Genomic DNA, 14,560 nt, shown 5'->3' with positions numbered 1-14,560 from the left:
TCGGCCGGTTCGATGAGAAGACAACTCGCCGGAGCCGTCGCGGCACTCCTGCTCCTCACCGCCTGCAGCGGCGAGGAGAAGAAGCTCCCGCCGACCGGCGGCACCGTGAAGATCGCCATAAACGGGTGGGCGGGCTACGAAGCCAGCGCCGCGGTGCTCGGCCGTCTCCTGAAACAGGAACTCGGCTACGAGGTGCAGAGGGTGGAGCTCAACGAGGCCGAATCCTGGAAGGGGCTCGAAAAGGGCACGGTCGACGTCATCGTTGAGAACTGGGGCCGCGAGGCGGAGAAGAAAACCTTCATCGAGGAGAAGAAGGTCGCCGTCTCCGCCGGGAGAAACGGCAACAGAGGGGTGATCGGATGGTACGTCCCGCAGTGGATGGCCGACCGGTACCCGGACATCACCGACTGGCGGCAGCTCAACAAGTACGCCCACCTCTTTAAGACCGAAAAGTCTGGAAATTTCGGTCAGGTCCTTGACGGGGACGCCTCCTACGTCACCAACGACGAGGCGCTTGTCCGCAACCTCCATCTCGACTACAAGGTCGTCTACGCGGGCGGCGAGAAAGCCCTGATAAGGGCCGCCAGGCTGGCGACCCGGCGGCGCGCCCCGCTGCTGATGTACTTCTACGAGCCGCAGTGGCTGTTCACCCAGATCAAGATGGCGAAGATCAACCTTCCTCCGTACGCGATCGGCTGCGACGCCGAAGCCGCCAAGATCGCATGTGACTACCCGCCCTACCTGCTCGACAAGATCGTGAGCAGAAGGTTCGCCGACAACGGAGGCAGGGCCTACGAGCTGGTGCGTAACTTCATGTGGACCAACGACCAGCAGAACGCGGTCGCCAACGACATGACCAACAACGGGCTGAGCGCCGACCAGGCGGCCCGCAAGTGGATCGACGCGAACAAGATCGTATGGAAGGACTGGATTCCCAGCTGACGTACGGCCCCGCCGCCACGGCAGCCCGGCGACGTGGGCCCCACCTCCGGGACCGGACCGGCACGCCGCAGGCGGTGCGGCCGTATCGCGACCCGGCCGGCACGCCGCAGGCGGTGCGGGCCGGGTCGACCGGCGGACCTGGCCGATGAACCTCAGGCCGGCGTGCCGTTGGACCTCAGGCCGGCGTGCCGTAGGCGGCGCGAACCCGCAGGACGTGCTCGACCAGCGTGATGAGCGTGCCCTTGACGGAGTCGCGGGAGCGGGCGTCGGTGCGCACGATGGGCACGTGCGGCGCGAGGGCCAGAGCCTCCCGCACCTCCTCCTCCGTGTGCTGGAACTGCCCGTCCCAGCCGTTGACGCCGATCACGAAGGGGAGCTTGGCCTCCTCGAAGTAGTCGATCGCCGGGAAACCGTCGGCCAGCCGCCGGGTGTCGATCAGCACGACCGCGCCGAGCGCACCGCGCACCAGGTCGTCCCACATGAACCAGAACCGGTGCTGACCCGGCGTGCCGAACAGGTACAGGATCAGGTCCCGGTCCAGCGAGAGGCGACCGAAGTCCATCGCGACCGTGGTCGTCACCTTGTTCGGAGTGAGACCGAGGTCGTCGATGCCGGCGCTGGCGTCGGTCATCACCGCCTCCGTGGTCAGCGGGAGGATCTCCGACACGGCGCCCACGAACGTGGTCTTGCCGACGCCGAACCCGCCAGCGACGACGATCTTCGTCGACGTCAGGCCGCCATGGTTAGAGCCTGCGAAGTCCACTGAGCACCCTTTCGAGCATGTTGAGATCCGGTTGTCCCTGGTCGAGACGTGGCTGGTGGAGACGGACGAGGCCCTCGTCGGCCATGTCCGCCACCAGCACGCGAGCCACGCCGAGCGGGACCCTCAGCAGCGCCGAGATCTCGGCGACCGACCGGAACGACCGGCACATCCTGATGATGGCGTCCTGCTCGGGAGTGAGCAGTGCCAGCTCCTCGTCCATGATGAACGAGGAGGAGACCAGGGTCTCCATCGCCATGTGATACCGGGGCTCAGCTCGGCCGCCGGTGACCGCGTATGGACGGAACAGGGGCTCCTCGTCCCCGGTTCCGTCACCCCCGAGCACGTCTCTCTCCCGCGAAGAGCTCGGACACTACCGCCCCCGGGAGGACTGCAGCTCGGCCCGGAGCGCCGGGGTGAGCGCCTGGCCGGCCCGATCGACCAGCAGGGTCATCTGGTAGGCCACCAGCCCCATGTCGCACTCGGGAGAGGCCAGCACGGCGAGCACGGAACCGTCGCTGATCGCCATGACCAGCATCAGGCCGCGCTCCATCTCGACCACCGTCTGGGTGACGGCCCCGCCCTCGAACACGCGGGACGCGCCCACGGTCAGGCTGAGCAGGCCCGCCGCGACGGCGGCGAGCTGGTCGGCCCGGTCGTCCGGGAACCCGTCCGAGCTGGCGATCCGCAGTCCGTCCGCCGAGACGCACACCGCGTGCGCGACACCGGGGGTGCCGCGGACGAACTCGGTGATCAGCCAGTCGAACCTGCGCGCCTCATGGCTCAGGGTCGTCACGAGCCCTCCTCCCTATCCGCCAGGCTCCTGGCGGTCTCCTCGGTCAGTTCGGCACGGCCCCGCCGTACCCCCTGCTGGAAACTCGACAAGCGGCTCCGTGCCCGTTCGGGCGACAAAGGCGGCATCGGGCTGGACGGCGCGCTGGCCGCGGCGCCCGGCACGAGGTTGGCCTTGGGAGTCCGCTTGGGCAGACCCGCCGAGGTGATCCCGCCGAGGCTGGGGTCGCTCGCCGCCTGCGCCGCCTGCCAGCCGGCGTCGGAGGCGGTCTGCCATCCACCCGGCCCGCTGGCCGGCACCGGCTCCCTGACCTGCTCGCGAACCGGCGGGCGGTCCGGGTGCATGGGCGCCCCGGCCTCGGGACCAGGCGAATCGAAGCCCGGCGAGTCAAGACCCGGCGAGTCAAGACCCGGCGAGTCAGGGCCCGGCGAGTCAGGGCCGAGCGGATCGGGCAGCGGCGAGGCCGCCCGCGGTACGGACTCCTCGACGACGGCCGGCTGCTCCCCCGTGTCGTCCACCCGGCGGAACCAGGCCGACTCGACGGAGGCGAAGATCGGCAGGAACTCCTCCTGCTCGGATTCGAGCGGGGAGACCCGTACGGCCGGCATCGAAGCGGTCGCCGGATCCTCCCCGGAGGTCTGCCCCCAGCCGGGGGAGGCGGATTTTGGAACGCTCCCGCCGGTGTTCGCCCCCGGGATCTGGCGCTTGGGAAGCGGGAAGGCGCCGGTCGTCGCCGGAGCACCGGACGAGGCCGCGGGCAGGGGCTGCTGTCGTTCCGAACCCGGCTGGTCGCCGGGGAACGACGTGGAGCCGAACGGGGAGTCCTGCGAGTCGGGGATCTGCCCGAACGAAGCCTGACCGAAGGAGGAGGCCGGGGGGATGGAGGCCTGCCCGAAAGAGGTCTGACCGAAGGAGGTCTGATCGAAGGAGGTCTGATCGAAGGGAGACCGGCCGGGAGCGGGCTGCTGAGCCTGCGACCCGGCGTCCCACGACGGGGTGATGGACGGAGGCTGGACCGCCTCGACGATGAGCTCCGGCGGGAAGAGCACCATGGCGATGAGGCCGCCGCTCTCCTGCGGGCGAAGCTGGACGCGGATGCCGTGGCGCAGGGCCAGCCGGCCGACCACGAACAGGCCCATCCGCCGCGACACCGAGACGTCGACGACGGGCGGATCGGCCAGGCGCCGGTTGGTCTCGATCAGCTCCTCGGTGGTCATGCCGATGCCGACGTCGCTGACCGCGAGCAGCGCGCCGCCGCCCTCGATCATGCTGCTGGAGACCACGACCTGGCTGGCTCGGGGCGAGAACTGGATGGCGTTCTCCACCAATTCGGCGACCAGGTGGACGATGTCGTTGGCGGCGCTGCCCGCGACCGAGATGGTGCGGTGCACCTTGACCTGGACCCGCTCGTAGTCCTCGACCTCCGACAGCGAGGCGCGCACGACGTCGACGAGCTTGGCCGGCTGGCTACGCCTGCGGGCCGGTTCGTGACCGGCGAGGACCAGGAGGTTCTCGGAGTTGCGGCGCATGCGGGTGGCGAGGTGGTCGAGCTTGAACAGGTCCGACAGCCGGCCACCGTCCTCCTCGCCCTTCTCCAGGCCGTCGATCAGCGAGATCTGCCGTTCGACCAGGGTCTGGGTACGGCGCGACAGGTTGACGAACATCGCGCTGATGTTGGAGCGGAGCTCGGACTCCTCCGCGGCCAGCCGTACGGCCTGCCGGTGGACCTCGTCGAAGGCCTTGGCCACTTCCCCGATCTCGTCCTTGGTGTCGACCGAGATGGGGGCGACGTCGGGCGTCTGGGAGTCTCCGGAGACCCGGAGCGTGCGCACGACCTCGGGAAGCGTGAATCCGGCGATGTCCAGCGCCTCGGCCCGCAGGCGGCGCAGCGGCAGGACCATCGAACGGGCGATGAGGACGGTGAGACCGAGGACGAGCAGCAGCAGGAGCAGGATGAGCCCGGAGGTGATGAGCGCGTTACGCTGCTCGGTGTTCTCCAGCACCCGGGCCCGGGTGATCACGTCGCCGGCGACCTTGGTCTCGACCTTCCTCATCCGGTCGAGGACCTCGCCGTTGTCCGAGAACCACTGCTTGACCTCGTTGAAGTTGGACAGCAGACGACCCTTGTTGCGCGGGTCACTGGCCAGCACGATCGCCCTGGCCTTGGTCAGCTCGGCGCGGTTCACCTTCTCGTCGATCATGGCCTTGACGAGGAGCTGGCCGTTGCCCGGGCTCGCCTCGACGCCGAAGTCCGCCTTGTACTCCTCCATGCGCGAGCGGGAGGCGATGAACTTCTCGATCTCCTGGGCGTTGACCAGCGAGGGCGCGTAGTAGCCGGCCAGCAGGCGGGCCCGCTGCTTGGAGACCTCCTCCTTGGCGTAGGCCAGCGCGCTGAGCGCCCGGGTGTTGCCGATGATCTCGGGGTCGTCACTGACGAGTGTGAGCTCCTCGTGGAGCTGAAGCAGTGGGGCGACCATGAGGCCGTACCGTTCCGCCTGGGTCGTCCCGACCAGCTGGCGCAGCTCCTTCATGCCGGAGAGCTGGTAGGTCACGCTCTTGGCGGCCTTGGTGGCCCGGGCGCCGTAGGAGTCGTCGATCGCCTGCAGGTCCAGCAGGACCTTGCCGATCAGCTCGTCCACCGTCTTCCGCTGCGCGTCGACGCTGTCTCGCAACCCCTTGTTGGAGGGCTGGAACGACGCCCACGCGGTCCGGTCGCGTTCCAGGCCGAGGGCCTGCGCCAGGTCGCGGATGTCGCCGGAGTACTCGGCCGCCGACGCGGTGCGCTGGTAGCCCGCCACGCTGTCGATGGAGGCGACGACACGGGTGCCCGCGAGCACGACGCCCACCGCGGTCGGCACCAGGATCAGGGCCGTGAGGCGCGACCGCACGCGCCAGTTTCTCAGACCGAACCGGGCGGCAGGCCGCTTGCCACGGTCGTGTGCCGAAGCACCGCCGCTCTCGGATGTCGCCGTCGTCACCGCTCTCGCTACCCCTCACCATCACGACATAAGTGGCCAATATCAGACCACAAGGTCACGGGACATAATCGGCATAACCGACAAACCGGACTTAATCGTTACGAAGGTGACAAGAGAACGATGGACGACGGTTACCGCAAGGCGGCAAGCACCTGGTCCCGCACCTGTGCCCGCTGGGCCTCGTCCGTCAGAGGACGGCCGGCCCGGTCTACGACATAGAAGACGTCCACCGCCTCTGCGCCGAGAGTCTCTACACGCGCGGCGCGTACGTCAAGACCGCAGTCCCCAAAAGCTCTACCGATTCGCCACAATAATCCCGGGCGATCGTGCGCGCGCACCTCCACCACGGTCGCCGTGTTGGACGCGTCGTCGACGAGCGTGACCCGGGGCGGCGCCACCGGCACCCGAGCCGGGCGCATGGAACGGGTCCTTCTGGCCAGGCGCTGCTCGATGTCGAGCCGGCCGGCCAGCACCAGCCGCAGGTCGGCCTCCAGCGTCGCCGGGTCGGGCGGCGAGCCGTACTCGGGGATGACCGAGAATTCGATGACGGCGGTGGATCCCGCCGAGGCGGCGGAGGCCGCACGGACCACCATCCGGTGCGCGGCGAGCACTCCGGCCGCGCGCCACAGCAGCCCCGCCCGGTCCGGGGCGACCACGGTGACCGCTCCCCCGTTCACCCGTACGGCGCCGCCGCCGTGCCGGGCCAGGGACGCCTGAGCGGTCGAGAGCGCCGGCGCCGGCGGCAGCGGGGTGCCGGACAGGACTGAGCGCACCCGCCGGACGAGGTCGGCGACCAGGGAGGCCTTCCAGGAGTTCCAGGCGGCCGGGCCGGTCGCGTTGCCGTCGGCCACGGCGAGGGCGGCCAGCAGTTCGAGAACCTCGCGCGAGCCGACGGCCTCGGCCACCCGGGAGATCGTCACCGGGTCGTCCAGGTCACGGCGGGTCGCCGTCTCGGGCAGCAGCAGATGGTGGCGGACCACGGTCTCCAGGATGTCGACGTCCGCCGGGGACAGGCCGATCCGGGTGCCGATGTCGCGGGCCACGACCGCGCCGGTGGTCGAGTGGTCGCCGGGCCAGCCCTTGCCGATGTCGTGCAGGAGCGCGGAGATGAGCAGCAGGTCGGGCCGTGACACCTCGCGGGTGAAGGAGGCGGCCCCGGCGGCGGCCTCGATCAGGTGCCGGTCCACGGTGTAGCGGTGCACGGGGTTGCGCTGCGGGCGGTGCCGTACCCGCTCCCAGTCGGGCAGCAGCCGGACCAGCACCCCCGCCTGGTCCAGCTCCTCCCAGACGGGCACCGCCGCGCGCCCCGCGCCCAGGAGCGCGACCAGCGCGTCGCGTGCCTCGTCCGGCCACGGAACCGGCAGCGGCGGGGACTGGGCGGCCAGCGCGTTCACGGTGGCGGGCGCCAGGGGCAGCCCCGCCTCGGCGGCGGCCGCGGCCGCGCGCAGCACGAGCACCGGATCCTTGCGCGGGCTGACCCCGCGGGCGAGCACGACCTCGCCGCCATGCTCGACGACGCCGTCGGCGAGCGGACGGCGTCCCCTCGGGGTGGGGCCCGACAGCAACCGGTCGACGGTGCGCCAGGTGGCGTCGAAGGCATGTCCGATCGTCCGGCCGGCCTCGGCGAGCCTGCGCATCAGCGCCTCGGCGTCGAGCAGGCCGAGCGTGCCGGCGACCGCGTCCTGCTCCTGAAGCACCAGCCGGTCGGCGCCTCGGGCGGTCACCAGGTGCAGGCCGTGCCGTACGTCGAGCAGGAGCTCGTAGGCCTCGCGGACCCGCGGACCCGGAGCCGAGGCGACCCAGGCGGCGGCCACCGCCTGCATCGCCTGCACGTCGCGGATCCCACCGCGTGAGTCCTTGAGATCGGGTTCGAGCAGGAACGACAGCTCGCCGCTCGCCTCCGCGCGCTTGTCGGTGGCCTCGCGCAGCTCGCCCAGACGGCGCCTGGAGTCGGCCCGCCACTCCGAGAGCACGACCTCGCGCGCCGCGCGTGTCAGCTCCGGGTCTCCCGCGACGTGCCGGGCCTGGATCAGCCCGAGCACCGCCTTGAGATCGTCCCTGGCGACACCGGCGGCCTCGTCCACGGTCCGCACCGAGTGGTCGAGGCCGACGCCGGAGTCCCAGACGGGATACCAGACCCGGTCGGCGATGCGCGCCACGTCCTCGCGGCCGTTGTGCAGCAGGACCAGGTCCAGGTCGCTGCCCGGGGCGAGCTCCGCCCGGCCCAGGCTGCCGACCGCGACGAGCGCGACGCCGCCGAAGGCGCCGCGCTCGTCGACGCTCCCGGAGTCCCCGTTCCTTCCGGTGCGCCCGTACGGCGTGCCGCAGGCGGTCCGGAGCAGGTCCGTCAGCCAGCGGTCGATGTCCGCGGCCCGTTCCTTGCGGGCCGCGGCGTACGAGCGAGTGTCGCCTCTCACCGCCTAGAGCGCCTCGGGTCCGCGCTCTCCGGTGCGGACCCGGACGACCGTGTCCACCGGAACGGACCAGACCTTGCCATCGCCGATCTTGCCGGTCTGCGCGGCCTTGACGATGACGTCGATGACGTCCTCGGCGTCGTCCTCCTCGGCGAGGACCTCCAGCCGGACCTTGGGCACCAGGTCCACCTGGTACTCGGCGCCCCGGTAGACCTCGGTGTGACCGCGCTGGCGGCCGTACCCGCTGGCCTCGCTGACCGTCATGCCCTTGATGCCGAACTGTTCCAGGGCCGCCTTCACATCGTCGAGCTTGAAGGGCTTGATGACCGCGGTGATGAGTCTCATGCGTCGACCTTCTTGGACGCCGGGACGACGACCGGACCGTTGACGGCCGCCACGCCCGAGGAGTGGACAGTGCCGAGGTCGTAACCGGTCTCGGCGTGGGAGGTGATGTCGATGCCGGCGATCTCTTCCTCGGTGCTGATCCGGAAGCCCATCACCTTGTCGATGATCTTGCCGATGATCCACGTGACGATGAAGGAGTATGCGCCGACCGCGACCGGGCCCAGAACCTGCAGACCCAGCTGAGTGACACCGCCACCGTAGAACAGACCCTTGTGCTGCTGGTCCAGGAACGGGTAAGCGGCGAGGAAACCGAGGGAGACCGCGCCGATCACACCGCCGACCAGGTGCACGCCCACCACGTCGAGCGAGTCGTCGTAGTTGAGCTTGTACTTCAGGCCCACGGCGTAGGCGCAGACCACACCGGCCAGCGCGCCGATGAGCATGGCGGCCCAGGGGTCCACGAAACCGCAGGCCGGGGTGATGGCGACCAGGCCGGCGACGGCGCCCGAGGCGATGCCGAGGCTGCTGGCGTGGCCGTCGCGGACCTTCTCGACCACGAGCCAGGCGCCGGCGGCGACCGCGGTGGCGATCTGGGTGTTCATGAACGCCAGGCCGGCGGTCCCGTCCACGGCGAGCTCTGAGCCCGCGTTGAAACCGAACCAGCCGAACCACAGCAGGCCCGCGCCCAGCAGCACCAGAGTCAGGTTGTGCGGGCGCATCGGGTCCCTGCGCCATCCGGCGCGCTTGCCGAGCACGAGGGCGAGGGCGAGGGCCGCCGCACCGGCGTTGATGTGGACCACGGTGCCGCCGGCGAAGTCCTCGATGCCGAGGCTGAACAGCCAGCCGTTGCCCCAGACCCAGTGGGCGACGGGGAAGTAGACGACGGTCGCCCAGACGATGCTGAACAGCACCCAGGCGCCGAACTTCGCCCGGTCGGCGATGGCACCGCTGATCAGCGCGACGGTGATGATCGCGAAGGTGAGCTGGAAGGCGGAGAAGACGAGGCTCGGCATGCCGCTGCCGTCGGTCTTTGTGGCCGTCTCGACCAGGCTCTGCAGCCCGAGGGCGTCGAAGCCGCCGACGAACTTGTTGACGAGCTCGCTGCCGTTGTCGGTGAAAGTCAGCGAGTGCCCGTAGAGGACCCAGGCGATGGTGACGGTGACGATGCTGACGAACGACATCATCATCATGTTCAGGACACTCTTCGCCCTGGTCATGCCTCCGTAGAAGAACGCGAGCCCAGGCGTCATCAACAGCACCAGCGCGGTGGCCGTGATCATCCAAGCAGTGGTGCCGCTATCGATCTTCATTCGAAGCGACCCTCCCTTACAAATGGCGTGTGGCCGTTTTCACAGTCGCAGTGAACGCTTCCTGGGCTCCGTCGACCGGCCGCGCACTGACGTTGCGCCAAAGCGTGTTCTTTCGCCGTTTCAGGTCACAACCGTGCGTGTTTCACATCTGTGAATCTCGGCCCCGTGGTGTTTCGGAGATGTTTCGGACAGGGCGGGTCTTGGCGTGAAGATGACCGCAACTACGCTTAGGTATGCCTTACCTAAACTTCTAAGGGGATTCGATGACCATCCGCACGGCCAAGATCGCGGCCGCCGTCCTGCTGTCCGCCGTCACCCTCGCGGCCTGTGGCTCCTCCGGCGGTGACCAGGCCACCGCGGGCCCGACCCGCACGATCAGGCACGCGATGGGCGAGGGGAAGGTGCCGCAGTCCCCCAAGCGGGTCGTCGTGCTCGACACCGACAAACTCGACACCATGGTCTCCCTGGGCCTCGCGCCGGTCGGCGCGGCGCAGGCGGCCGAAAACCAGGCATGGCCGAAATACCTGGGCTCCGCGCTCGCTTCCACCAAGCCGGTCGGCACCCTCCAGGCGCCCAACCTCGAAGCCATCGCCGCGCTCAAGCCGGACCTGATCCTCGGCACGAAGTTCCGGCAGGAGCAGTTCTACGACAAGCTCAACCGAATCGCCCCCACCGTGTTCACCGAGAAGGTCGGAACCACCTGGAAGGAGAACTTCCTCCTGGACGCCGACGCGCTGGGGAAGAAGGCGCAGGCGGACAAGCTCCTCGCCGACTACCAGGCTCGGGCGCGCTCCCTGGGCGGCTCCGACGCCGTCAAGGTGAGCATCGTGCGTTTCATGCCCGCGCAGATCCGGATGTACGGCCCCGAGTCGTTCAGCGGCATCGTCGTCGGCGACGCCGGCTTCGGCCGTCCCGAACCCCAGCGGCTGGCCGACGCGCAGGACAAGCGCTTCGGCGAGCTGAGCCAGGAGAACCTCTCCCAGGCCGACGGCGACGTGCTCTTCTACAGCGCCTACGGCGACCAGGCCGCGCAGAGCCAGGCCACGGTCACCGCGGGCCCGCTCTGGAAGAGCCTTCCGGTGGTCAAGGCCGACAAGGCTCACAACGTCGACGACGAGACCTGGATGCTCGGCATCGGCGTCACCGCCGCCGGAAAGATCCTGGACGACCTGGAGAAGTACGCCAAGCCGTAGCGGCTTGTCCGGTGCGGCTTGTGTGAGTCGTGCCGAGGTTTATCCATGTTGCTGCGCCGCCACCCCGTCGGTCACCAACGGCTACCGGCGCGCCGAGAAGTTGCATGATCCGGTTAGATGAGGACATGCGTCCTGATCTGGCTATGCCCCCGAAGCTGACGGCCGGGGACCGGGTGGCGGTGGTCTCGCCCTCCTTCGCGGCGCCGGGGATGTTCCCCGCCGTGCACGAGCTGGCGATGCGGCGGCTTCGCGACGAGTTCCGGCTAGAACCTGTGGAATATCCGACGACCCGCCGGTTGGGCTCCTCGGCACAGGATCGGGCCGCCGATCTGATGGACGCGTTCGCCGACCCGGGCATCCGCGCGGTGCTGGCCACGATCGGAGGGGATGACCAGCTCAGCGTGCTGCCCTTCCTGGATCCCGCCGTGGTCACCGCCGACCCCAAGCCCTTCGTCGGCTACAGCGACAACACCAACCTGCTCAACTGGCTGTGGAACCTTGGTCTGGCGGGCTATCACGGCGGGTCAACGATGGTGCACCTAGGGCGCGGCGGCGGCCTGCACCCGGTGTCGGCCGACTCCCTGCGGGCGGCGCTGCTCACCGGCGGGGACGTCGAGCTGCATCCGGCCGAAGTGTTCAGCGAAGACGAGCTCGACTGGGGCGACCCCGCGTCCTTGAACCATGCGGCGCCGACCCAGCCCGGTCCCGGCTGGAGCTGGCACCGGCCCGACCTGGTCATCACCGCCCCCACCTGGGGAGGCAACCTGGAGATCCTGCACTGGAACCTGGCCGCGAACCGATGGATTCGCCCGGTCGAGGACTACGCCGGGTGCGTGCTGCTGCTGGAGACCTCCGAGGAGATGCCCTCGGCCCAGGAGGTGTTCCGCATGCTACGCAACGCCGGCGAACGCGGGCTACTCGCGCAGTTTCCGGCCGTCCTCGTCGGTACGGCCAAAGCCGGCAGCCTGCTGCGGCGCACCACGCCCGACGAGCGGGACGACTACCGCGCCGAGCAACGTGAAGCGATCCTGCGGGCCCTGAACCACTACAACCCCGAGGCCATGGTCGTGTTCGGCGTCGACTTCGGGCATACCGATCCTCAATGGGTCCTGCCCTACGGCGGATCGGTGACCGTGGACGGCCCGGCTCGACGCATCATCGCTCACTACTGACCCCGCTGTGCGCTGCCGGCGAGCGCGTGATCCGCAGGATCGGGCGCGACCGACGGTCTGACCTCGGCCGCGCCACCGCCCTCGAACAGGCCGAAGGCCTGAACCAACCAGAACGCAACTGAGACGGCCGGCCGCACCACCCACCCACCGCAGCGCGAACCCCACCCCAACCACCGCAACCCGCTAAACCGCAGCCCGAACCCCACCACGCCGTGGACAACCCACCCGGCACGACCCACACAAGCCGTACCGGACAACCCTTACGTCAGGCGGCCGTGGCCATCTTTCGCAGGCGTGCCAGCGCGTCGCGCTCGATACGGCGGGCGCGGTCGCTGCTCTGCCTCAGTCCGGGCATCACCGAGTAGGCGAAGGCGGCGAAGAGTCCGGCCATGAGTCCGGCGCTGAGCGTGGACAGAACGAGGGCGATGGTGCTGAAGGCTTTCAAAACCGCTTTCCAGATGGTGGTACGGCCTCGCCGGTCAGGTGACCGGCGAGGCCGTCTGTGGATTTTTCTGGGGGTCAGCACTGATTCCAGACGCCGGCGGCAGCGGTACGGCGAGCGAAGTCGGCGAAGTCGCGGAGCGGACGGAGTGATCTCGGGATCCCTGATCAGCGACGGCGCAGCCGTGGAACGGTCCTTTCGGGCGCGAGAGCCGAACTGAGGGGAAATGCCGATCGAGTGGGCGCCGGCGTGGACGGATCATCGTCGGAGGCTGACAGCCCTCGCCCGCTGACGGCGATGACCACCTTGGCGCAACGGAGGGGAAGAGGCCAGTCTGGACAGCTTTCACGTTGTTGCAGGTAAGGACGGAGTTACTGCAGCAACATGCAGGGGCCGATGGATTGTGCTCCCAGGAGCTTGGAAGCCCTCTGGACCTTCCCGCGCGATGAGCTGATCTATCGCTTCTTCTTGCACCGCAGCATGTCGGACAACCCGCAGGTGGCCGCCTACTTCCACGAGATCCACCGGGCCGACGACCGGCATCGGGTGATCGACGAGCCGATCCGGCTGCTGCTCATCGCCGACCACGGCACCTTCGCCCTGCTGAAGAAGCCCTACGATGTCGAGCTGATCCGCGACAGGCAGCGCTGGATCACCCGCCGTCTACGCACCGACAACGCCTGCTACATTGGCAGCCCCACGGCGATCCCCGGTTGACGCCCACTGTCCCGAGGCGGTCGCCCGCCCCCGCTCACCGTCGGAACGCCGACGCCGTCGAGCGTGTTGCGGCCCGACCCGCGTGTTGCGGCCTGGCCCGCTATGGAAGAGGAAGATCATGAATGCCCTGAACGCCCTGCGCTCCGTCGTCCGCGGCCGAATCTGGCTGCCCGGCGATTCCGAATTCGACGCCTGCCGTCGTCCTTGGAACCTGGCCGTCGAGCAACCGGTGGCCGCCGTGGTCGAGGCCGCCGATGCCGACGACGTCGCCGCCCTCGTCCACTACGCCCGCTCCGCGGGACTGGGCGTCACCACCCAGCCCAACGGACACGGCGCGACCGGTGGGACCGAGGGAACGATCCTGCTGCGCACCCGGCGGCTGGACACGCTGGAGATCGACCCCGTCGCCCGCCGCGCCCGCGTCGGGGCGGGTGTGCCCTCGAGGCACCTGCAGGCCGCCGCCGTGCCGTACGGCCTGACCGGCCTGCCCGGCAGCTCCCCGATCGTCAGCGTCACCGGCGTCGCCCTCGGCGGCGGACTGAGCTGGTTCGGCCGCGCCCACGGCTGGGTCGCCGACAACGTCACCGCTTTCGACATCGTCGACGCCGCCGGCCACCAGCGGCACGTCACCGCCGACACCGACCCCGACCTGTTCTGGGCACTACGCGGCGCGGGCGGCGACTTCGCGATCGTCACCGCCCTGGAACTGACCCTGCACCCGGCGCCGACCCTGTACGGCGGCCGGACCCTGTGGGCGGCCGAGCACGCCCCAGAGGTGATGGAGGCCTACCGGCAGATCACCGCCACCGCACCCGACGAGCTGACCGTCTGGTTGGACCTGCTGCACTTCCCCGGCTCCGACCCCATGGTCGCCGTGGACGCCACCTATCTCGGCGAAGCAAGCGAGGCACGTGATCTGCTGAGCCCGCTGGAGCGCCTCCCCAAGCCCATCTTCGACGGCAGGGGCGTCATGCCGGTCTCCGAACTCGGGTCCATCACCGCTGAGCCGACCGACCCCGGCGCGGGATCCTCGCGCGGCGAGCTGCTGACCGAGCTGGACGACGCCGCGGTCAAGACGCTGCTGGCCGACCCCATCGCACCGCTGATGGGCGTGCAGATCCGGCACCTGGCCGGCGCGTTCACCCGCGCCTCCGACAGCCCGCACGGCCCGCTCACCGAGCCCTACGCGCTCTACCTGTTCGGTGTCCCCACCGATCCGGCGACGGCCCAGGCCATCGCAGCCAGACAGCGCGCCCTCGCCGAGGCCCTCCCCACCAGCGGTCGCAAGCCCTTCACCTTCCTCAACCCCGGCGAGACCGCGGCCCATGCCTTCACCCCCGCCGTGCTGGCCCGCCTGCGCGACATCAAGCGCCACCACGACCCGCACAACGTCTTCCGCAGCAACTTCCCCATCCCGGCCTGAACGTCCGGCAGCGGGCACTCGCCCTTCTCCCGAGAGCCTCTCCCCGGCCGACCGGCGCACCCGGCCCAGGG

General features: G+C 69.7%; 13 protein-coding genes. 5 read left to right on the top strand and 8 right to left on the bottom strand.

What is annotated here, in order from left to right:
• The first annotated feature begins 12 nt into the window (after positions 1-12).
• Complete coding sequence (locus ACQPYK_RS09950; protein WP_433253405.1) at positions 13-942, top strand: ABC transporter substrate-binding protein; 930 nt, start codon at positions 13-15, stop codon at positions 940-942.
• Positions 943-1,117: 175 nt separating this feature from the next.
• Here ACQPYK_RS09950 and ACQPYK_RS09945 read toward each other — a convergent pair whose 3' ends face one another.
• From ACQPYK_RS09945 to ACQPYK_RS09915, 7 genes are all read right to left on the bottom strand, one after another.
• Positions 1,118-1,705 carry a GTP-binding protein gene (locus ACQPYK_RS09945; protein WP_433253403.1) on the bottom strand — a complete coding sequence of 196 codons (588 nt, stop codon included), beginning with the start codon at positions 1,703-1,705 and terminating at the stop codon, positions 1,118-1,120.
• Positions 1,686-2,048 (bottom strand): DUF742 domain-containing protein, encoded by a 363-nt coding sequence (locus ACQPYK_RS09940; protein WP_433253401.1) that lies wholly within the window; start codon positions 2,046-2,048, stop codon positions 1,686-1,688. Before ACQPYK_RS09940 ends, ACQPYK_RS09945 begins: the two co-directional genes overlap by 20 nt.
• 27 nt (positions 2,049-2,075) lie before the next feature.
• Complete coding sequence (locus tag ACQPYK_RS09935; RefSeq protein ID WP_433253399.1) at positions 2,076-2,498, bottom strand: roadblock/LC7 domain-containing protein; 423 nt, start codon at positions 2,496-2,498, stop codon at positions 2,076-2,078.
• On the bottom strand, positions 2,495-5,383 hold the full coding sequence (locus ACQPYK_RS09930; RefSeq protein ID WP_433253397.1) for a nitrate- and nitrite sensing domain-containing protein: 2,889 nt from the start codon (positions 5,381-5,383) through the stop codon (positions 2,495-2,497). Before ACQPYK_RS09930 ends, ACQPYK_RS09935 begins: the two co-directional genes overlap by 4 nt.
• A 221-nt stretch (positions 5,384-5,604) precedes the next feature.
• The gene (locus ACQPYK_RS09925; RefSeq protein ID WP_433253395.1) at positions 5,605-7,890 is read right to left on the bottom strand and encodes a [protein-PII] uridylyltransferase; all 2,286 of its coding nucleotides are present in this window, start codon (positions 7,888-7,890) and stop codon (positions 5,605-5,607) included.
• Between the two features lie 3 nt (positions 7,891-7,893).
• Positions 7,894-8,232, bottom strand: coding sequence for a P-II family nitrogen regulator (locus ACQPYK_RS09920; RefSeq protein ID WP_093259464.1), 339 nt, complete (start codon positions 8,230-8,232; stop codon positions 7,894-7,896).
• Complete coding sequence (locus tag ACQPYK_RS09915; RefSeq protein ID WP_433253392.1) at positions 8,229-9,542, bottom strand: ammonium transporter; 1,314 nt, start codon at positions 9,540-9,542, stop codon at positions 8,229-8,231. The genes ACQPYK_RS09920 and ACQPYK_RS09915 overlap by 4 nt, the downstream gene beginning before the upstream one ends.
• Before the next feature lie 263 nt (positions 9,543-9,805).
• Here ACQPYK_RS09915 and ACQPYK_RS09910 point away from each other — a divergent pair, with 263 nt between their 5' ends.
• Together ACQPYK_RS09910 and ACQPYK_RS09905 are read left to right on the top strand one after the other, a co-directional pair.
• On the top strand, positions 9,806-10,735 hold the full coding sequence (locus ACQPYK_RS09910; RefSeq protein ID WP_433253390.1) for an ABC transporter substrate-binding protein: 930 nt from the start codon (positions 9,806-9,808) through the stop codon (positions 10,733-10,735).
• A 125-nt stretch (positions 10,736-10,860) separates the two neighbouring features.
• Positions 10,861-11,907 carry a S66 family peptidase gene (locus ACQPYK_RS09905; protein WP_433253388.1) on the top strand — a complete coding sequence of 349 codons (1,047 nt, stop codon included), beginning with the start codon at positions 10,861-10,863 and terminating at the stop codon, positions 11,905-11,907.
• Between the two features lie 265 nt (positions 11,908-12,172).
• Here ACQPYK_RS09905 and ACQPYK_RS09900 read toward each other — a convergent pair whose 3' ends face one another.
• A complete protein-coding gene (locus ACQPYK_RS09900) occupies positions 12,173-12,352 on the bottom strand; it encodes a hypothetical protein (RefSeq protein WP_433253386.1) in 180 nt (59 codons plus the stop codon).
• Between the two features lie 414 nt (positions 12,353-12,766).
• On the opposite strand from ACQPYK_RS09900, the gene ACQPYK_RS09895 reads away from it, so the two are divergent.
• A complete protein-coding gene (locus tag ACQPYK_RS09895) occupies positions 12,767-13,066 on the top strand; it encodes a hypothetical protein (protein WP_433253384.1) in 300 nt (99 codons plus the stop codon).
• 118 nt (positions 13,067-13,184) lie between these two features.
• A complete protein-coding gene (locus tag ACQPYK_RS09890; protein ID WP_433253382.1) occupies positions 13,185-14,489 on the top strand; it encodes an FAD-binding oxidoreductase in 1,305 nt (434 codons plus the stop codon).
• Positions 14,490-14,560: the final 71 nt, after the last annotated feature.

The organism is Streptosporangium sp. CA-135522, assembly GCF_050949235.1.
Taxonomy (GTDB): domain Bacteria; phylum Actinomycetota; class Actinomycetes; order Streptosporangiales; family Streptosporangiaceae; genus Streptosporangium.
This window is presented reverse-complemented; position numbering and strand designations above follow the sequence as displayed.

Coding starts and splice junctions, on each gene's coding strand:
- ACQPYK_RS09920 (WP_093259464.1), bottom strand. CDS start 8,232: ATGAGACTCATCACCGCGGTCATCAAGCCCTTCAAGCTCGACGATGTG.
- ACQPYK_RS09905 (WP_433253388.1), top strand. CDS start 10,861: ATGCGTCCTGATCTGGCTATGCCCCCGAAGCTGACGGCCGGGGACCGG.
- ACQPYK_RS09890 (WP_433253382.1), top strand. CDS start 13,185: ATGAATGCCCTGAACGCCCTGCGCTCCGTCGTCCGCGGCCGAATCTGG.
- ACQPYK_RS09950 (WP_433253405.1), top strand. CDS start 13: ATGAGAAGACAACTCGCCGGAGCCGTCGCGGCACTCCTGCTCCTCACC.
- ACQPYK_RS09915 (WP_433253392.1), bottom strand. CDS start 9,542: ATGAAGATCGATAGCGGCACCACTGCTTGGATGATCACGGCCACCGCG.
- ACQPYK_RS09910 (WP_433253390.1), top strand. CDS start 9,806: ATGACCATCCGCACGGCCAAGATCGCGGCCGCCGTCCTGCTGTCCGCC.